This window comes from Capsulimonas corticalis (assembly GCF_003574315.2).
Taxonomy (GTDB): Bacteria; Armatimonadota; Armatimonadia; order Armatimonadales; family Capsulimonadaceae; genus Capsulimonas; species Capsulimonas corticalis.
In genome coordinates, this window is record NZ_AP025739.1 from 853858 (window position 1) to 872765 (window position 18908).

Below are 18908 nucleotides of genomic sequence, written 5' to 3' on the forward strand. Positions count from 1 at the left end.
CGTTACTGAACTATCCGACGAAGACGCGGGGCAAACGATGGACCACCAAGCAAAAACCCACGACAAACACTCATCACCCTCCACAGGCGACCGCATCGCCACATTTTTGATGTTCGCAATGCCCACGGCGGCGTCCGGCGCCATCGCCGGCGTGATCTGGGTATTCTGCCATCACACCACTTCCCTTCCCATCGCTCTCGCGTTCACCGCCGGGGCGTTTCTCGTGGCGCTCATTTGCTTTTTCGCGACTTTGAAGGATCAGACAGATTTCATCGTCGTACCAATGATCATCATGGCGCTCACATTCATGATGATTCCCGTTTTTCACAAAGCGCACGAGCGGCGCCTGAGACGATTGCGGTATTCCTCGACGCACACAGTGCGAGCGGCGGCGCGTCAGAATTTGAGATCGCTGGTCGGCTAAACGGCGCCTTGCCGCCGGACAGGGATCCGCGCGGCGTTATTCGATCTTGGTCGAATCCGGCAGCGGCTCGTTCCCCCAGAGCGGGCCGCCGCCCATTTCGCGGCGCCAGCTGTCGCGCCAGCGATGGATGTCCGGCGGGAGGATTCTGGGCATCGGCTGCCGCTTTTCTTTGGGCAGGATCGCCGGGAACGGCAGGTGCGGCTCGCTCTGATACCAGTAAGCGACGGTCGCCAGATCGAGTGTCAGCGTGTTGGCGTGGCCGTGCTCGATCGACGCGCGCAGGGATTTCTCGAAGTAGATCGGATCTTCCAGGTGAAACCGGTAGCAGTGCGTGCGGCCGAAGAAGCCCGTTTCACCGTTCACCCGCGCATAGCCGAAGTACGGATGTGCGTAAGGTTCCTTGGGACACCAGGAAGAGTTGAAGTAATCCTCCGTCCCGGTGCCGTGCAGCGATCCCGGCCACGGCTCGCCGTCGATCAAAAACATGTCGTCGCCCTCGCCGTACCAGAGCGGCGTCGGTGAATCGACATAGTAATTCACGCCGACATAGTGGCCCGCGCCCTCGGCGTGCACAAAGACATGGTTGTTCGCGTCCGAGGGATTGATCGGCTGCACGCCCAGCGTCTCCCACTCGTTCTCCCGGTCCCCGCTCCGCGATTCCGGTCCCGGCATCTGCCGGTTCCACCAGGCGTGAAACCGCCCGACTTCCGGGCCGACGCCGCCCGTATGCTCCTCGTAATCGATATAGTAGTAAAAGTTCTTGATCGGCAGCTCGGACTGGTTCTCAATCTCAATGCGCGCGCCGTCGCCAAACGGCATCGGGAAGTAGCAGTTCAGCGCATTGCCGCCCGCCGGCGCGGCCGCCAGCGGCAGCGAAGCATAGAGGTAACGCTCCGCCCACCCCTGTCCAAAGAAATCCCCCAGCGGACACTCCACCGACGGCGACGCTTCCCCATCCCAATACATGCGCAAAATCGCATTGCGCTTGATCATCGGATCGTCACAATTGATCGTGATCCAGATGTGCTTGACCGCGCCCGCGCCCGCAATCTGGGCAAGCGACCGCGTTTCTCCCGCCTCGATGGGAACGAAATCATTGTTCCCCCCAGTGCGGTCATAGGAAGAGACGCGTTTCGTGCGCACGCCGGGGCGCAGTAGTGGAAGATGATCGAGAGGTCCGGGCATGGGGGTTCTCCTTTGTAATCGCGTTGTGCGTCGCGGGCTACTGCCCCGACACTTTGGTCACCGTACAGGAAGTAAACACCCAGGAGGAGTCTTTTGTCGAAATCGTATAAGGATAGTCCCCCGCAGACGGGGCGCTGATGAGAAAAGTCAAATGCTGCGGAGCGTCGGAGCCAGGAAGCGGCGTCGTCTGCTGTGCGCCGTCTGTTCCGAAGATATCGAAATTCACGGTTCCCGGAGTTGGGCCGAAGATCCCCATCGGAAAAACAACAAGGTCGGCAAGATAGAGACCGGGTCCGGGCGAGGTAACGCTCAGCTTCAGCGAGCTGGAAAAGGGACCAATCGACTGGGAAGACGGGGCGAAAAACGCCGAAGGCTCTTGAGTAACGTTCATTACCAAACACGGCGCGATGAGCATGATGTCGGCGCGTCCCGGCTCACTCTCATGACTGGGGCTGAGGCTGGCGTAGGGGATGGTCAGCGAATTGGCCTGCATCGGATGAGAGCTGGTTGCTAACAGCGTGTGCTTCTGATCGTTGGTTAAAGGAGCGATCATGTATGCTCGATGGATCGCCTCCGGCAGGAGGCGCAGTCCTGCGGCGTTGGCGACCGAGGAGATGGAAAACTTGGGAACAGGCTTGGCGTTTTCAAAACTCGCGAGAGGGCGCGCCGACAGCGGCTTATTATTCGCGGGACGCGGCGGCATTGGCGCCGCAGGGCACGAACAAGTGAAGCCAAGGGCGCAAGCCGCCGCAATTCCGAAAATGGTCGATCGTGATCCGCGCATAAGATCCTCCAGACAATTGAATATGAGATCGCGTACACCATCCTACCATTAAAACCTATCGCGGACAACCCCAGGACAAATGTTCGATGTTTGCTTGACATTCACCCGTCCCGTCCCGCATACTATTGCTGAGAACTACTATGCTGACATCCACTTTTGTACACGCCCCCGGCGTCGGACCCGCGACGGAGCAGATGCTTTGGAGCCAGGGCGCCATCGACTGGAAATCCTATCAAGATCGCGCCCAGGAGCTTCGGCTGCCGGCGCGGCATCGCGAGGCGCTGGAGACGACGGTCGCGGATAGTATCGCGGCGCTGGAGGAGGCGCGGATCGATTACTTCGCGCATAATCTCGCAAAAAAAGAACACTGGCGCGCGGTGAGCGAGTTCTCCAAGATCGGATATCTGGATATCGAGACGGACGGGGGATTTGGGCCGGATTCCATTACCGTGATCGGGCTCTACGACGGCTTCGAGACGCATACGTATCTGAAGGACAAGAATCTGGCGCAGTTCGCCTTTGAATGCCAGGACTATGATGGGTTTGTGACGTTCTTTGGGACGGGGTTTGATATCCCGTTTCTGAAGCGCCGTTTCCCGGTGCTGGAAAGCGTCTTCGCGGATCGGTTTCACGTCGACCTGTGTCCGCTGCTCAAGCGCCTGGGGCATCGGGGCGGCCTGAAAAGTATTGAAAAGCAGCTGGGGATCGCGCGCGTGGAGGAAGCAGACGGGCTGTCTGGAACCGACGCGATTCGTCTGTGGCGCGAATATCGTCGCGGGGGACGCCACTCCGAAGAAGCGCTGCGGCTTCTCCTGAGTTACAATCAGGAAGACGTCGTCAACATGAAGTTCTTACTGGACTATGCGCTGCCGCGCATGCGCGCGGACAGCGGCTTTCCGTCCGAAATCGTCACGGCGTAAGATCCGGTTTAAGATTGAGCCGGCGCGCTCTGCGCCGGCCGGGCCTTCCAGGCTCCGGAAATCCCCTCAAAAATTTGCAGCCGGCGCGTCACCGGCCCCATCATCGTCAGAATTCTCCACACGCCCGCGCCCCGGCGCGCCGCAATTCTTAGCTGACGCCCCAGATCCTCCAGAAACCCTTGCAGCTTCAGCAGCCATCGAATACCGTTCGAGTCGACATACGGGGACTGTGTGACGTCTACGACAACGACGCGCGCGCCGCTGGCGCGCACTCGGTCCAAAACATCCTGCGGGGATAACCCCGCGCCGTCCAGGGGACCGTCGCAGCGCAGCAGCAGCACACGTCCCAGAAGACGCTGAATAATACTCACGAATGGATCGCCTTTCCAAATCATCGCCCGTCGGGCGCGCAGGGGGAATTGGCGCGGCGTGCCGGCCACTCGATTATTACCCACGGACGAGGCGGAGGCAAACAGAAAAATCAGAGTCAGGCAGGCGAAAGCGCGGGAGAATCTTGGACACCGCGCGGAGAGCGCGGCGTCCAAGACGTCATCAGATCAATTGTTGACGGCGATGATCTTGAGGCGGCCGCCTTTGACGGGCGCGAACCAGACCTCGCCGTCGCCGATCATCACGCCGCGCCAGTTGACGAAAAGGTCCTTCTCGCGCTGGCGCGCGACGGCCTTCTTGACCTTGGGGGTGAAGATCGCCGGGTAACGCCGAAGAAACAGGGCGGGACTCACGGTCTGACCCGGCTTTCCGTGGACGCTGGTGTGCAGCGGAAACGCCGCCAATGAGGCGATCTTCTTCGCGTCATTGTTCGCTGCGGCGATCTTCAGCGTACGCAAAAAGAGCGCCACGGAGGCGTCGTGATCGATCCCCGCCACGGCGTACTTGCCGGCCGCCCGCGCGGGCGGCGCGGCGAAGACGCAGGCCGCCCCCAGGACTAAAAATATGGCGACCGCCGCCATAGAGGAACGCGTTCTCATTCTCGGTTTCCTATTCCCGCCGCAGCGGGGCCTTGCGAATCTCTCCCGGTAATCCGCCAGGGGCGGACGGCTTGAATGACAAACGGCGTTAAAGGCGCAGGAGCTTTCGCTTCGCCATCCGAAACTCATCCTCGGTGAGCGCGCCTATTTTGTGAAGATTGGAGAGGCGCTCCAGATCGGCCACCAGATCCGTCGGCGGCGCGGCGGCCTGCGTGTCTTTGCCCAGAGTCGCGTAGGAGGACGGGGACTGCCTTGGCGCGGCGGAGACATGCTCCAGCAGCGAATCGAAGGTCTCCGCGGGCGCTTCCGGCGCGGGCGCTGCGGGCGTCTCCGCCGGGACGACGGGGGCGGCGGGCTCCGGATGCTCTTCCGTAGCCGTGGCGGTCGAATGAACGGGCGCTTCGGCGGGCGCGCTGTGCAGCTGCTGCATGATAGAGGCGCGCGCGGCGGCGCGCTGAGCGGCTTCTTCGATGGACGCGCGCTCGTCGGCTTCCCGCTCGCGCTGGATCTGCGCGAGACGCTCGGCCTCCATCTCATGCTGCCGTCGCTCCATATTTGGCCGGTCGATCTCGTAGCGCACTTTCTTCAGAAAGGCCGCCGCCTGCGCCTGCACGCGCTGATTCTGCGCGGAGCCAAACCCGACGTTCGACGCCGCAATCTCTACCCCGCTCCCCTCGGACAGCGGCAGGATCTTCGCCTCGACCTGCACGGGGATCTGGAGCTGCTCCGCCTGCTGTGTCTCCCGGACCACAATCCGCGTGCGCTCCTGCGCGACCACTTTCCACTTCAGCGACACCGCCGCCCGCTGGCACGCCAGCATAACCACGTCCGGGGGCTCCGTCATTACCAGTTTCTCTTTATAAGACGCCATTAACTCTGTCCCCTCTTTGGAATTTCGAATGTTCGTCGCCGCAAAATCTGGCGCCGTAATATTCCCTCATCGTAGCATGAACCGCAAGCGCCGTCAATCGGACGCCGCATGTGTGTTATACGGTCTGGAATGGGTAAGAGTTCACTATAGTTTTTGACCGCGCATTGCGCGAGCCGCAAAAGGAACATCACATGAAAGCACGATATCCCATTCTCGCCGCACTCGGCGTTTTCGCCGCTCTCGGATCCGCCAGCGCTCAGCCGGCGTCCTCCAGCGCCGTCTTTGTCGGCGGCACGCCCGTGATGCGCGTCCGCGTCGCCGCCGGCGGCATGACGCCCGAACAGCGCGCCGACCAGATCCAGCAGCGCGTCAACCTCGCGCTCGGACACGGACCGATCGCCGCCTCCGACATCACCGTGGAGCCGTCCGGCAATGAAGCGGTCGTCAATGTCAAAGGCCAGCTGCTGCTGACCGCCGACTGGGCGACGGCCCGGTACAACCAGAGCACTCCCATGGAGCTCGCCCAGACCTGGGCGGACAACATGCGTGGCATCCTGCCGTCGCTGACCCAGGCGAAATAATCGGATTTTCGCCCAGCCCGAACGTTTCGGACCGGATATTTCTATAGAGGGAATTTCGGCGCTGCGGCTTCAAGATTTTGGAGATCGAGCGCAGGCAGAGGAGCAGTCACGTGGCAAAAACAGTAGTCGGGCTTTTCGAAGATTCGGCGCGGGCGCAGGCGGCCGTTCAGGAGCTGATCCAGGCGGGCTTCCCGCGCGGCGATATCGGCGTGATCGCCAACGGGGATGAGGACGGCGCGTACGATGAGACCACGGCGGGCGGCGTTCACCACACCACCGGCGAAGAAGCGACAAGGGGAGCGGAAACCGGGGCGGTGATCGGCGGAGTCGCCGGACTGCTGGTGGGGCTGGGCGCGTTCGCGATTCCCGGTATCGGACCGATCGTCGCCGCCGGCCCCATCGCCGCGGCGATCGCCGGAATCGGCGTCGGCGCGGTGGCCGGCGGTTTGATGGGCGCGCTTATCCATGTCGGCGTTCCCGAAGATGAGGCGCGTTACTACGCCGAAGGCGTACGTCGCGGCGGTACGCTCGTCACCGTCAAGGCCGATTCGGATTCCGCCGACCGCGCCGCGAGTATCTTCCAGACCCACCGCGCGCTCGATATCGGCAACAGTGTCGGCGCATCGAGCGGCGTGGTTTAGGGCGTCGTCTTAACGCTTGACCGGGAGCGGGGCGGGCGCGGGAGCCTCGCCGGCGTTGTCGGCGTGGGTCACGCAGTTTTTGCCGGTGCGTTTGGATGCTTGGAGCGCTCTGTCGGCGTACTCGATCATCACTGGGATTTCCATGATCGCCGGCGTCAGCGTGGCGACGCCGACGCTGACGGTGATGGCCCGGTTCGCCCACTGGCCCGCGTTGATCGCCGCGCGGAACCGTTCGGCGATGGCGACGGCGCCGTCGCTGTCCGTATGCGGCAGGATGACGACGAACTCTTCGCCCCCATAGCGCGCGATCAGATCGACGCCCCGCGCGTTGTCCTGAAGGATCTGGGCGACGGATTTCAAAACCTCATCGCCGGCCGGGTGTCCAAAGCTGTCGTTGTACGCCTTGAAGTTGTCGATATCGAGCAGCAGCAGCGACAGCGGCATCGTATACCGCATCGAACGGGTGAACTCCGCCTCCATCCGCTCCTGGAACGCCCGGTGATTCTTCAGGCCGGTCATGCCGTCCAGCTTGGCCAGCTCCTCCAGTTTGCGGTTGATCGATTCCAGGCGGCTCTTATGGAACTCCAGCTCCACGCTGTAGTTGTTGATCTGCTCCATCTGCTCCTGAAGCTGGCGCTCATAGCGCTTGCGCTCGGTGATATCGCGAATCACGGCGCTGAAGAATGTCCCCTGCTCCGTATCCCAGGTCGCGAGAGAAAGCTCCAGCGGCGGCTCCCCGCCGTCTTGCCGGCGTCCCGCAATCTCAATCGTGCGGTTGAGGATTTTGGACTTATCTCCAGGCGCGGCGTTCGCGTAAAGCGACGGCAGGATCAGATCGAGCTGCCGGCCGAAGATCTCTTCCTCGGTATAGCCGAACATCTTCCGGGCCCCGTTGTTCCAGGAAATGATCTGATCTTCCTGCGTCACAGTCACAATGGCGTCGTTCGCGGACTGCGTCACGGAGCGGAATCGCAGCTCGGATTCCCGGCGCGCCATCTCGGCCAGCCGCCGCTCGGTGACGTCGTGGACGATCGAGTACTGGTGCAGGCGCCCGCCGATATTGACCGGTCCCGTATGCACCTCGACATCCCGGACTTCGTCGTTCGCGACGCGATGCCGTAAGTTATAGTATGGGCGATCCTCGGCGGCGGCCAGCGCCATCTCATCGCCGACTTTGCCGTCGTCAAAGACGTTGATATCGGACATCGTCCGGCGACGCATCTCCTCAAACGAGCAGCCGTAAAAGGCGCAGGCCGCCGGGTTGGCGTCCACGATCTCCTCCGTCTGCGCGTCGATCAGCAGCTTCACCGCGCCGTGATGCTGGAAGGTCTGTCGGTAGCGCTCCTCGCTCTGCCGCAGGGCTTCCTGCGTCTGCTTGCGCTGGGTGATATCCACGTTGGCGCAGATCCCCCCAATGATGCCGCCGTCGGCGTGCCGGATCGGGAAGGCGTTGCACAGAACGTAGCAAACGCTGCCGTCGGCGCGCAGGTCGGCGCGCTCGATGCCTTCAAACGTCTCGCCGCCGAAGACGCGGGCGACCACATCCTTCATCGCCTCCGATTCCGAGGGCTGGCAGATCGCCTCCCAGATCGGCTTTAGCAGCGTGTCTTCCGCGCCGATGCCGTACAGAGTTTCAAAAGCGCGGTTCCATTCGAAGATGCGCCCCTTGGCGTCGTAGCACAGACAGGCGACTGGCAGCCCCTGGAACAGCTCCAGAAAACGCTGAGACGCATATTCGTAAAGGATCGCGCCGTCGTGCATGTCCTCGTTGCTGATCTCCAGCTCCTGAGTCCGAGCCTCCAGTTCCTGCTTCTGGGCGGCGAGGCTGCGGGTGCGCTCCTCCAGCGCCTTGGTGACGCGCTTGCGCTTGTCAATCACGCACGTCAGATGCGCGACCGACCGCTTCATCTCCAAAAGCGTGGACGTTTGCCGCGCCAGCCGGCGCAGCGCCTCCCTCGCCTCGGCGTCGAACTCGCGCGGCGCGCGGTCCATCACCAGCAGCGCGCCCAGAACAAAGCCGTCCGGGGTGGTTAAAGGCGCGCCCGCACAAAAACGCACGCAGGCGGGAGCGACGGCAAACGGGTTGCCTTGAAAACGGGCGTCCGAAGAGACGTCCGAAAGGATGAGAAGATCGGGCTGTTCGAGGACGAGCGTGGAAAACGCAAGGGCGCGGGGGACCTCGGCGATATCCGCCCCGACGATCGCCTTGCACCATTCCCGCGAGTCGTCCACGAGCGTAATCGCGGCGATGGGGACCTGAAAAAGCGCCGCGGCTGTCGCGGCGATATCGTGAAACGCCTCTTCCCGAGGCGAGTCCATCTGCCGATAGCGCCGCAGCGCACTGATTCTGGCGGGTTCGTTCGTCAGCATAGGCGTATTCATGCGTGAGTGATCGCTCTGCCCGGACGTGCGGCGTGGCGTAGCGTGCAAATACCTGAGATTTCCGGCGCGTTCAAACGCGTCGGCTTTCCAGTTGTAGTATCGGAACGAGCCCGGTAAATCTATAGGCGCCGCACGGACGGATTCCCTAGAATCTTACGAGTCTTCACGGCTTCGAAACCGAGCTGATATGGCCGTCGGCGTAGACATAGTGATGCGCGCATCGCGTGTCCATCTCGCCGATGACAAGATCGGCGGGAGACTTGATGTCAGCCACGATCATTTGACTGTTTCCCCGGTAGACGAATTGGTTGTCTCCCAGAGAAAAGAGGCTGTTATCTTGCAGATACGGGAATACCCGATCTTGAACGCCGGGCGCGGGAGGCATGCGGCCATCGTAGTCCTGAGCGTACTGCGCCAATCCCAGACCGATTTGTCTCAGATCGGACGCGGCGATCAGATTTTCTTCCTCACAGCTCAGCTGCTCGCCGGAGTCCAGTTTTTCCCGCGCCGTCGCATCCCGTTTCACAAGGTCCGTGACGAACAGATCGCCGTGTGAGAGAAACGCGACCGCCTCGCCGGTTGGCGACCACTGCGGGCGCGGGGGATCGCCGCCCGGCGTTACCCCCAGCGGAGCGGCGGCGTACTTCTTTTTCTCCGTTCGGTTCCGAATCCAGATCGCGAACGCCCGAACATCGTCCATACGGTCAGAATCGGGCAGCGTCTCGGGAATGACATCGAGCGTTAGCAGGGACGATTTCGGATCGAGCGCGCCTGCGTCGGCGAAGCCGGCCCCCAGACGCAGGCCCGGATGCGCCTCCCAGTCGTCCGGCATTGGGACGCTCTCACTGGCCCCGCCGGCAAGATCGCTTCGGACATACTGAGTCGCCTCGCCTCTCGCCGCCGGACGTTTTTTGAAGAGCAGCGATCGATCGTCCAGCCATCCCAGAATCACATGCCCGGTCAGAAAGGGGATATTTTGCTGCATATCGTCCCCCGGGCGATAAACGATCAGCTCCGGATGGCCGCCGGCGGCGTCCGCCGGGTCCGTATTTTGAATGGTCGCCTCAAGAAGGACCCGGGCGCCGTCCGGCGACCAGGCGAATGTCGGAACCGAGCCGGGTCTCACCACGCCCATGCGCACGACTTTGGGCGACGCCAGATCTCCCAGCGTATCGTAACATTCGTACGTCAAATCGACTCGGGCCGGATTCGCGAAATCTCCATACATCGGCAGATCCGCGCCGTCCAGCGCCGCGAGACGCTGGACGATCAGATAACGCCCGTCGCCCGACCAGCCCGCCATCGAGATTTGGTCGCGCGGGCGCTCGCCGTTCAACCCCCAGGCCAGGCTTTTGGCGAGCGTCTTTTCCACCGGCTCGCTGCGCCACGGATCGACGAACTTAATCGCCGTCGACTTCGCGCCATGATCGATCACAAGGCTCTGATAGGCGATCTTCTCCCCGGTCGGGCTGTATTGGAATTCGGAGAGATGACCGCGAACGGTCATTTGACGCGCCGTCGAAGCCTCCAAAATCCGCCCGCTCCCCAGATAAACGCCATGAACGCCGCCCAACTGCCCCGGAACACTGTTATCGAGCCGATCGGCGGCGACCGGCAGCGCAATCCAGAGACATATCGAAGCGATCCCACAAGTCAAAACACGGCGAAATTTCATGAACTTCTTCCTCGCGATAGAAATCGCCATCCGCGATTTTACTTTTCCTGCGCCTTCACATGCCCATCGGCGTAGAGCACGATTCTCGCGCAGGGCATGTCCATCTCTCCAATGACCAGCTCCGCCGGAGCATCCAGACTCGCCAGTGACAGATTGGCGGGCGCGTGATAAATGAAGGCGTGGCCGCCCACGGAAAACACACTCTCGCTTTTGATATAGGGATAGATCTTGTCGTGAAATCCAGTGACCGAGGGATAGTTCTCGTCGTGATCCTGGGAGTATTGAATAATTCCCAGCCCGATCTGCTTCACATTGGACGTCGCGATCTGCTTTTCTTCGTCGCAGTTCAATGTCTCACCGACAGCGAGTTTCTCCCAAGCATTGGCCGGGCGCTTCACGAGAGTTGTCAGAAATAAATCGCCGTGCGCGATAAAGGCCACGGCTTTGCCGGTCGGCGACCACTGCGCTTGCGGCTTATAGTAGCCTGGCGTGACGCCCAAGGGAAGCACGCTGAATCTTTTGATTGCGGAATCGCGCTGAATCCAGACGGTGGAGGCCGGAGCCTGATCGAGTTCCTGCGCGGCCGGCAAACGGTGGTCGACGACAGCCAGGACCAGGGAAGGATCCTTGGGATCGGACGCCGGCTGCAGATCATGCAGTTCATCCAGATGCAGATCGGGAAACTTATCCCACCACTCCGGCTGCGACGCGTCCGATGCAGTTCCGGTCGCGAGATCGTATTGACGGTAGGCGGGCTTCGCGCCTTTGACCGTGCGAACCATCAAGAGATGCGCGCCGTCCACCCAGCCCAGTATCACATCGGCCGGGTCTACGGTCAGAGGCCGCAGCTTCGCGGTCAGAGGATCGTACAGATAATAACTCCGCTCACGCCGAGACGGCTTCCCGTCCCAGTGGAAAATCACTCGATCCACGAGCAGCTGGTCGTGCGCCGACGCCCAGGCGTATTCCAGTGAACCCTGGCTTTGCTCGGTATCAATCGACTCGACGGGAGTAGGATCGGAGGCGCCATCGGCCATAGTGAGGTCTCTCGATTCCAAATGGACCGAGGTCAGCGCCATGTTATGGTCCAGCAAAAGTTCGATGCGCTTAAAGAGAAGATATCGGTCATCCCCGGCCCACCCGACCATTCTCAGGAAAGGGAAATCTTCGGGGTCCTTCGCGTCTTTCGCGATTGGCATTTTGACCAGTGTCTTTATCTCAGGATCCTGCCGCCAGGTATCCACGATCTTGATGGCGAAATAGCGATCCCCATGATCGTCCACGGAGGTCACATAGGCGATCTTTTCGCCCGACGGGCTGAACTGGTACTCCAGAACGTTCTCACGCAGCGTAAGCTGCCGCGTGGATTCGACATCCAGGATCTTGCTCTCCCCCAGATAGATTCCATGGCCGTCTCCCAATGAGCCGGGAGCGGCGGCGCGAACGGGCGGCGGCGAGATGCAAAGCAAGGCGGCGACGGAGCATATGAGGAAGTGGCGAACGGTCATCAGGGCGCCTCCCGGCGAATTTCATAAGCAGACAACGGGAGAATGCCCGTCAAGGTTTCGTGTCTCGCCGCTCCGATTTTCGTTTGCTTGTTTTCGTTTACTTGGGGCGCCCATGCGGCAGGAAGCCATGGGAGGCAGCCCACGCCTCGGCGGTTTGCGTGAAGAGCTTGGCGACGGGCGTGGCCGTCTCCCAGGACCGTACGCCCAGGCCGACGCGGAAGTGGAACGGCGGATCCATCGGCAGGCACATCAGGCCGTCGAGATCGTCGGGCAGCGTGGTGCGCGGCATGAAGGCCACCCCCAGCCCCTCCCGCGCCATCAGAAAGATCGTGCGCGGATCGCTGACCGTATATTGGAAGCGAAGCCGGGCGTCGCCTTCGCCCAGCTTGCGCAGCGTCTCCGTCACCAGCTTGAACCCCGACTTGGGGATGATCAGCGGCTCGCGGACAAGTTCCTCCGCGCTGACCATCTCCAGACGCCGGAAGCGGTGGTCCGCCGGAAAGACCACGCAGATTTCGTCCTCGACCAGCAATCGGCTCTCGGCGTTCGGGGTGGGATGCAGCACGATCCCGACGTCCACCACGCTTCCCGCCACCCACTCCTCAACCTCGCGCGCCGTGCCTTCAAAGTACACCAGATCGACATCCGGATATTGCCGCTGAAACTCGCCCAGGATCCCCACCAGCAGACGGGCCGAGAGCGGATACGCCGCCCCCAGCCGCATGCGGCCCGCCGAAACGCCGCGCGAGGCGGCGGCGGCCTGACGGATCGCTTCCAGCGAGACCAGCGCCTCGCGGGTATGGACCAGCACCTCCTGTCCCGCCCCCGTCAGCGACACGCCGCGCCGTCCCCGCTCGATCAGCGTCACCCCAAGCTCCGTCTCCAGTTTCGCCAATCCATGACTGACCGCCGATTGCGTCAGCCCAATCTTATCGGCGGCGTCGGAGAAGTTGCCAGTCTCCACCACCGCGACCAGAAGCTCCAGTTGACTCAAGTTCATATGAGCGCCTTTCATGCAATCATGTGAAAAATGATTTGATTTCATTATACACAGCGAGCCATACTCTTGTCCAGTGCTCTCGCAAGAGACAAATCGGGAAGAAAGGCGGGAAGACAATGAGAGATTGGGATACGCCGACGGCGTTTGACGATCCTGTCAACGCGAGCATCCTCGCGATCGGCGAAGATCGATTGCGGGGGTTCCAGCCAGATCCATTCGGGCAGATCGCGGCGGGGTCCGGCGTGGAGGTCGACATTGTGATCGAGCGCGTCCGGGCCATGCTGCGCGCCGGCGTGATCCGGCGCGTGCGGCAGACTCTGCTTTCGATCAATCTGGCGCAGGGAGCGCTCGCGGCCTGGAAGATCCCCGAAAGCAGACTCGAGGACGCGTTCGATTATATGTTCCGCGAGGATCCCTTCTCCGGGCACGTCGTGATCCGCTCGACGGACGCGGGGACGCCCGGCGCGCAGTATCGGCTGTGGACGACGATCAAGACGCCGCAGGGCTTTTCTCTGGAGCGCCACGCCGAATTTCTCGCGGCGCAAGTCGGGGCCGAGAGTTATCGCCTCATGCCGGCTCGCCGACTGTTTGTGCTGGGCGTCGGACATGTGCGCCGGAAAGGTCTGGCCGTCGGCGACTGTTCGGAAGCGCCGGCCGACGCGCAGGACACGAACATTGTGACGCTGTCCGACCGGGACTGGCGCGTGCTCGGCGCCCTCAAGCGTGAGTTCACGCCCGAGGAGATCGTCCGCGATCTCTGGAGCGCGCGGATCGACGAGGCGAATATGAGCAGGAAGACATTCTACGCCGCCGCGCGGTCGCTGGACGAGCGCGGCGTCATCGGGCGCTTCTCGACATTTCTCGAACACGTCAAACCGGCGGACGGCCGGCGCGTCACGCGTTATAATGCGCTCTTTCACTGGGCGGTCCCCGAGGGACGCGAAATCGAGGCGGGACTTCAAATCGGGCGCTTCCCGATCCTGACCCACGCCTACTGGCGCGAAGCGGGACCGGAGTTCGGCAATGTCAATCTGATGGCCGTCGCCCACGGCCAGGACAAAGATATCCTGCTGGCGCACAAAGCGTCCATGGACGCGCATCTGGCGAACCTGGGGATTCCCGTCCACTACACCAGCGTCTTCTGGGGCGGACGCAGTGAGATCAAGCCCTCCGAGATCACCCCGGAAGCGTATCGTCGCTGGAGCGATTCCGTGGGGTTACAGCATGCGCCCCGGAGCGAAGAGGCGCTCCGGCGATGAACAACCAGGAGACTGTCCCCAGTTCTTCGGAAGGTTCGCGCGAGTGGGGCGATGGGCGCCCCGCCGATATCATGACGGTCGCGACGATCCGCGTCATCCTTGCGGCGGCGCGGGTCCTGCTGCTGGCGCAGGGATATCAACCGACGACTGTCAGTGAGATCGCGCGGGCGGTGAGGATGGCGCCTGAGACGATCATCCGATACTTTCCCAGCAAAGAACGCCTTTACGCCGCCATCCTTCGGGAAGACCTGGACGCGCTCCTGCGGGCGCTCCATGCGTCCCGCCAGCCCGCCGCCGACCCGCTCGCCAACCTCCTGCACGCGCACGACGCCGCAGCGGAGTTCGTCGCCGAGCACCGGCATATCGAAGGGTTTCAATTGCTGACCGAGGCTATCCTATCTCGTTGCGCGCTGAGCGAAGCGAACGCGGAGGCCGCCCACAACATCGTCTCGCATTTCGAGCGTTTGATCGAGGAAGGGATGGCGTGCGGGCAGTTCCGGCCGATGCACGCCCGCCGGACGGCGGCCCTCCAGCTTGGCGTATGTTTCGGCTGCGCGCGCCCCTTTCCGTTGCCGCCTTCGGAGGCGCAATCGCCAATGGGGAACGCCGAGATGAGGCGCGCATTCCACGACCTCATCGCCCGCAGCGTCCTCGACCGCCGCGCCCTGTAAAAAGACATCACTTTCACGCCGGCCAGAGAGACAGGATTCGAAAGCAAGGATCGGGGTGCGCTGGGAATCGCCGCTGCGCTATACTAGAGTCATGAAACGGGGACGCGGCGTCCCTGGCCGTGGGAGGAGCAATCCGATGACAACTATGACCCAGGAATGCGAAGCGACGACGGCGTCACCGATGCTGCTGAGCGACGACGAGCGCTGGGACGCCATTGCGCGGCGCGACGCGGCGGCCGATGGCGCATTCTACTATTCGGTGCGTACGACGGGCGTGTATTGCCGTCCCTCCTGCGCGTCCCGTCCGGCGAACCGCGTCAACATCCAATTCCACGCGACATGCGCCGACGCGGAGCTGGCGGGTTTTCGCGCGTGCAAGCGATGCCGTCCCGATGGAGATTCTCTGGCGCGGCGGCGCGCCGCCGCCGTCGCGGAGGCGTGCCGCCTGATCGAAGCGTCGGACGAAGCGCCGGCGCTGGACGCGCTTGCCGAGTCCGCCGGCGTCAGCCGCTTTCACTTCCATCGGATCTTCAAAGCCGTCACCGGCGTGACGCCGAAGGCTTACGCCGACGCCCATCGCGCGCGGCGCGTCCGCGACCAGATCGCCCATGGAGCGAATATCTCCGAGGCGATCTATGAAGCCGGCTATCAGTCGAACAGCCGGTTCTACGAAGCCTCCAACGGGCTGCTTGGGATGACTCCCACCGCCTTCCGCGCCGGCGGCGCGGGCGCCGTGATCCGCTTCGCGATCGGCGAAAGCTCCCTGGGACCGATCCTCGTCGCGGCGACGGACAAGGGTGTCTGCGCGATCCTGATGGGCGACGATCCGGAGGCGCTCGCCCGCGATCTTCAGGACCGATTTCCGAAGGCGCAGCTGATCGGCGGCGATCAAGAGTTCGAAACCACAGTCGCGCAAGTGGTCCGCCTGATCGAAACGCCCGCGCGCGGTCTCGACCTCCCTCTCGACATCCGGGGAACGGCCTTCCAGCAGCAAGTCTGGCAGGCGCTGCGCGAGATCGCCCCGGGATCGACGGCGAGCTACGCCGACATCGCGGCGCGCATCGGCAAGCCCAAAGCCGTACGCGCCGTCGCCCAGGCCTGCGCGTCGAACGCCATCGCCGTCGCGATCCCCTGCCACCGAATCGTTCGCACCGACGGCGAGCTGTCGGGATACCGCTGGGGCGTCGAACGCAAACGCGCCCTGCTGGACCGGGAAGCAGGCGCCTGACGGATTTCCTTCGCCGCGCTGTCCCAGCCGAAGCTCATGACCGATCCGGTCATAAGCTTCGGCGCGTCATTGCGTCCGCTTTGCGGTTATTTCGTCACCTTCACATTGCGCCACGACGCCTGCGCGTCCCAGGACGATAGCCCAATCGCGCCAAATGGACTGGAGGCGTCGCGCGCTTTTACCTTCACCTCCGCTGCCCGCTCGCCGGCGCGCTGAACGCTCGCGTCCAGCGAGTCGCCCGAGGCGCGAACAGTGATGTGATACCAGACGCCGATCCGCACGCCCTCCGGCAGCGTCACGGACGCGAACGGTTTCCAGTCACGGTCTTCCTCGCCGAGCGTAAGCGCGCCGCCGACGGATGAGAGGCGCGCGGCGTAACCGTGAACATCGTCCGGCCCAGCCCCTGGGTCCGTCACGCGAAACAAAAGGCCGGCCTGTCCCGGCGACAGCAGCTTGATATCGGCGTCCAGCTTGTAATCCGCCCAACCCGTCGATCCCGCCACGGCCTTCGCGGCGCCCGCGCTCCCGTAGGCGGCGCCGCTCAGCGACCACTCTCCGCCATAGTCGATCCAGCCGGCGTCCGTTCCGGCGGCAAAATCGTCGCGGTACGGCAGCAGATCCGTCGGACCCGCCTGCGTGCTTTCTCGCCCGAGCGGAGCGCCGCCCGATGGGACCGTCAAACGGATGGACTTGCCGTCGCGCGACGGTAAGAGACAGGGACTGTAAACGGTGTTCGCGTTCCCTGACGGTGAATACAAAGGCCGGGACGGCGCCGGCATCCACGACCAGGCGCCGCGCCCGGAGCGGGAGTTGAGTAAGACGATCTGCCCGCTTTCCGGCGCGCCGCCGCCTTTGGTCAAACTCGCCGAATGCGCCGCGAGCATCAGCCGGCCTTCCCGGTTCGGTCCTGGCGTCCGAACCAGATAGGGAGAGCCGATCAGGTACCGGCCATCCGGGGTCTCCGGTCGAGCGCCCAGATCGAAGGGCGATTCTCCCCAGCGATCCCCGTCCGGCGAGCGTTTCACATGGACCTCACAGCCGGGCGGTCCGCAGACTTCATAGCTCATCAAATACGATCCGTCACTCAGCCGCGCGACCGTCGCCATGCCCGGACGATCGGCCTGCCGGTCGCTGGCGACATCGGCGACCTCCGGTCCCCAGGTGTCGCCCCCATCGTCCGAGACGAGATGGGCCAGGATCTGGCTGTGCGTCGCAAACTGCCGCTCATCGGAAAAGTAGCAGACGAGCCGGCCTTGCCGATCGAGTCCAAGAAACGGCTCCCAGATGCCCCGTCCCGGGTTCACGCTTCCTCCCGTTTGAAAGGTCGAAACGTAGTCCCAATGAGCGCCATGATCGGCGCTGCGCCAGAGCTGGAAGTGAGTGTCCTTCGCCCCGCGCGAACCGACATTGCCGGCCAGCAGCAACGTCCCCGCCGGATAGCGTCCCAGAGCTTGCGGCAGTTCAAACAGAAACGGCTGCCACATGATCGGCCATGGATGCCCCGGCCCGCGCTCGCCATCGGACGCCGTTCCCAGAGCGCTCCAGGTCTGGCCGTCGTCACGGCTCTGCTGGATCAAAAAACTGCCCGGCGACTCATCGTTATTCCAGCGCTCAAATGTCGACAGGAGCACGCCATTGCGAGAGCCGCTATGCTCCAGCCGGATGACTCGCGCATAGGCGATGTTTTCCTGAGCGTCGCGCAGCGCATAAAGCGTCCCTCCCGGCGCATTCGCGCGCGTCCGCGCGACATACCCTCCAAAGCACACGCAGCACGCCAGCGCCAGCAGCGCCGCGGACGTAAACGTTCGCACTTTCATTGTCTGGCCCCTTCTTCTCCCGGTGACACATCTGACGTTTATTATAGCTGTAACGTTGCATCAAATCGCGCATGAGGGAAGAGATTCCAAAGCAATTTTCGGAGTGCGCCGGGAATCGGGAACGCGTTATACTCTGCTCAGAACAAAAAGATCGGAGATGGAAATGATGCAAAACGTTGCCGCGCCCGCCGGCGGGACCTTACAAGGCAAGATCGCGCTTATCACGGGCGGAAGCCGTGGAATTGGGCGCGCGATTGCGCTTCGGTACGCGCGGGAAGGAGCCGCAGTCGTCGTTCATTACAATCGCAATACAGAAGCCGCGCAATCACTTGAGCGAGAGATCACTGACAATGGAGGCCAGGCGTTTCTCGCTTCGGCGGATCTGGCGACCCTGCGCGGCGTCGAGACTCTCTTCGAGTCGCTGGACGCCGTCTTACGGAAGCATTGCGGGACGGATCAATTCGATATCCTGGTGAACAACGCCGCCATTGCTCCCCGCACAGCGCTGGAGGACACCACGGAAGCGATCTTCGACGAAGTCTTTGCCGTCAACGTCAAAGCGCCGTTCTTCATTGTCCAGCAAGCGCTGCCCAGACTGCGGGAGGGCGGCCGGATCATCAACGTCTCCTCGGTTGTCACGCGCATCGGCTACCCGGCCGAAGCCCCCTACTCCATGACCAAAGGAGCGCTCAACACCCTCACCCTGCTGCTCGCCAAACAGCTCGGCCCACGCGGCGTCACCGTCAACTCGCTGTCCCCCGGCGTCATCGACACCGACATGAATGCCCAAATGCTCAGCGCCCCCGCCGCGCGCCAGTACTGCGAAACCATCGCCGCCCTCGGCCGGATCGGAACCCCCGAAGACGTCGCCGACGCCGCCGCATTCCTCGCCTCCCCGGACAGCCGATGGGTGACAGGCCAATGCCTGGACGTCTCCGGGGGATCGTTTATCGGCTAAAAACGCATACCATAG

At 62.8% G+C, this 18908-nt stretch carries 18 protein-coding genes; 8 read left to right on the forward strand and 10 right to left on the reverse strand.

The window, feature by feature from the left end:
• Positions 1–37: 37 nt before the first annotated feature.
• Positions 38–424, forward strand: coding sequence for a hypothetical protein (locus D5261_RS03750; protein ID WP_125206188.1), 387 nt, complete (start codon positions 38–40; stop codon positions 422–424).
• A 36-nt stretch (positions 425–460) separates the two neighbouring features.
• On the opposite strand, the gene D5261_RS03755 is transcribed toward D5261_RS03750, so the two are convergent.
• On the reverse strand, positions 461–1609 hold the full coding sequence (locus tag D5261_RS03755; protein WP_119323435.1) for a glycoside hydrolase family 172 protein: 1149 nt from the start codon (positions 1607–1609) through the stop codon (positions 461–463).
• Between the two features lie 37 nt (positions 1610–1646).
• On the reverse strand, positions 1647–2393 hold the full coding sequence (locus tag D5261_RS03760) for a hypothetical protein (RefSeq protein WP_125206189.1): 747 nt from the start codon (positions 2391–2393) through the stop codon (positions 1647–1649).
• A 140-nt stretch (positions 2394–2533) separates the two neighbouring features.
• Here D5261_RS03760 and D5261_RS03765 point away from each other — a divergent pair, with 140 nt between their 5' ends.
• Positions 2534–3313, forward strand: coding sequence for a ribonuclease H-like domain-containing protein (locus D5261_RS03765; protein WP_119323437.1), 780 nt, complete (start codon positions 2534–2536; stop codon positions 3311–3313).
• 8 nt (positions 3314–3321) lie between these two features.
• On the opposite strand, the gene D5261_RS03770 is transcribed toward D5261_RS03765, so the two are convergent.
• The 3 genes from D5261_RS03770 to D5261_RS03780 all read right to left on the reverse strand — a co-directional run bounded on the left by D5261_RS03770 (position 3322) and on the right by D5261_RS03780 (position 5146).
• On the reverse strand, positions 3322–3684 hold the full coding sequence (locus D5261_RS03770; protein ID WP_125206190.1) for an STAS domain-containing protein: 363 nt from the start codon (positions 3682–3684) through the stop codon (positions 3322–3324).
• Between the two features lie 186 nt (positions 3685–3870).
• Positions 3871–4302: a hypothetical protein gene (locus tag D5261_RS03775; protein WP_125206191.1), complete on the reverse strand. Its 432-nt coding sequence runs from the start codon at positions 4300–4302 to the stop codon at positions 3871–3873.
• 88 nt (positions 4303–4390) lie between these two features.
• Entirely contained in the window at positions 4391–5146 is a 756-nt protein-coding gene (locus D5261_RS03780) for an SHOCT domain-containing protein (protein ID WP_125206192.1), read from the reverse strand.
• Between the two features lie 218 nt (positions 5147–5364).
• Between D5261_RS03780 and D5261_RS03785 the strand changes: the two genes are divergently transcribed.
• Both D5261_RS03785 and D5261_RS03790 read left to right on the forward strand, forming a co-directional pair.
• Entirely contained in the window at positions 5365–5754 is a 390-nt protein-coding gene (locus tag D5261_RS03785; protein WP_119323441.1) for a DUF8459 domain-containing protein, read from the forward strand.
• Positions 5755–5864: 110 nt separating this feature from the next.
• Complete coding sequence (locus tag D5261_RS03790) at positions 5865–6395, forward strand: general stress protein (protein ID WP_119323442.1); 531 nt, start codon at positions 5865–5867, stop codon at positions 6393–6395.
• Positions 6396–6404: 9 nt separating this feature from the next.
• Here D5261_RS03790 and D5261_RS03795 read toward each other — a convergent pair whose 3' ends face one another.
• The 4 genes from D5261_RS03795 to D5261_RS03810 all read right to left on the reverse strand — a co-directional run bounded on the left by D5261_RS03795 (position 6405) and on the right by D5261_RS03810 (position 12960).
• The gene (locus tag D5261_RS03795) at positions 6405–8765 is read right to left on the reverse strand and encodes a PAS domain S-box protein (RefSeq protein ID WP_165864463.1); all 2361 of its coding nucleotides are present in this window, start codon (positions 8763–8765) and stop codon (positions 6405–6407) included.
• A gap of 175 nt (positions 8766–8940) precedes the next feature.
• The gene (locus D5261_RS03800) at positions 8941–10452 is read right to left on the reverse strand and encodes a hypothetical protein (protein WP_125206193.1); all 1512 of its coding nucleotides are present in this window, start codon (positions 10450–10452) and stop codon (positions 8941–8943) included.
• A gap of 38 nt (positions 10453–10490) precedes the next feature.
• Positions 10491–11960, reverse strand: a complete 1470-nt coding sequence (locus D5261_RS03805) for a hypothetical protein (protein ID WP_119323445.1) — start codon at positions 11958–11960, stop codon at positions 10491–10493.
• Positions 11961–12057: 97 nt separating this feature from the next.
• Positions 12058–12960, reverse strand: coding sequence for a LysR family transcriptional regulator (locus D5261_RS03810; RefSeq protein ID WP_165864464.1), 903 nt, complete (start codon positions 12958–12960; stop codon positions 12058–12060).
• A 116-nt stretch (positions 12961–13076) separates the two neighbouring features.
• On the opposite strand from D5261_RS03810, the gene D5261_RS03815 reads away from it, so the two are divergent.
• The 3 genes from D5261_RS03815 (at position 13077) to ada (ending at position 16118) form a co-directional block, all read left to right on the forward strand.
• Entirely contained in the window at positions 13077–14219 is a 1143-nt protein-coding gene (locus D5261_RS03815) for an Lrp/AsnC family transcriptional regulator (RefSeq protein WP_119323447.1), read from the forward strand.
• Entirely contained in the window at positions 14216–14890 is a 675-nt protein-coding gene (locus D5261_RS03820) for a TetR/AcrR family transcriptional regulator (RefSeq protein ID WP_119323448.1), read from the forward strand. The genes D5261_RS03815 and D5261_RS03820 overlap by 4 nt, the downstream gene beginning before the upstream one ends.
• A gap of 136 nt (positions 14891–15026) precedes the next feature.
• On the forward strand, positions 15027–16118 hold the full coding sequence (gene ada, locus D5261_RS03825) for a bifunctional DNA-binding transcriptional regulator/O6-methylguanine-DNA methyltransferase Ada (protein ID WP_119323449.1): 1092 nt from the start codon (positions 15027–15029) through the stop codon (positions 16116–16118).
• An 86-nt stretch (positions 16119–16204) separates the two neighbouring features.
• Here the strand turns inward: ada and D5261_RS03830 are convergent, their stop codons facing one another.
• A complete protein-coding gene (locus tag D5261_RS03830) occupies positions 16205–17935 on the reverse strand; it encodes a 3-keto-alpha-glucoside-1,2-lyase-like domain-containing protein (protein WP_119323450.1) in 1731 nt (576 codons plus the stop codon).
• 166 nt (positions 17936–18101) lie between these two features.
• Between D5261_RS03830 and D5261_RS03835 the strand changes: the two genes are divergently transcribed.
• Positions 18102–18893, forward strand: coding sequence for a glucose 1-dehydrogenase (locus tag D5261_RS03835; RefSeq protein ID WP_119323497.1), 792 nt, complete (start codon positions 18102–18104; stop codon positions 18891–18893).
• Positions 18894–18908 lie beyond the last annotated feature (15 nt).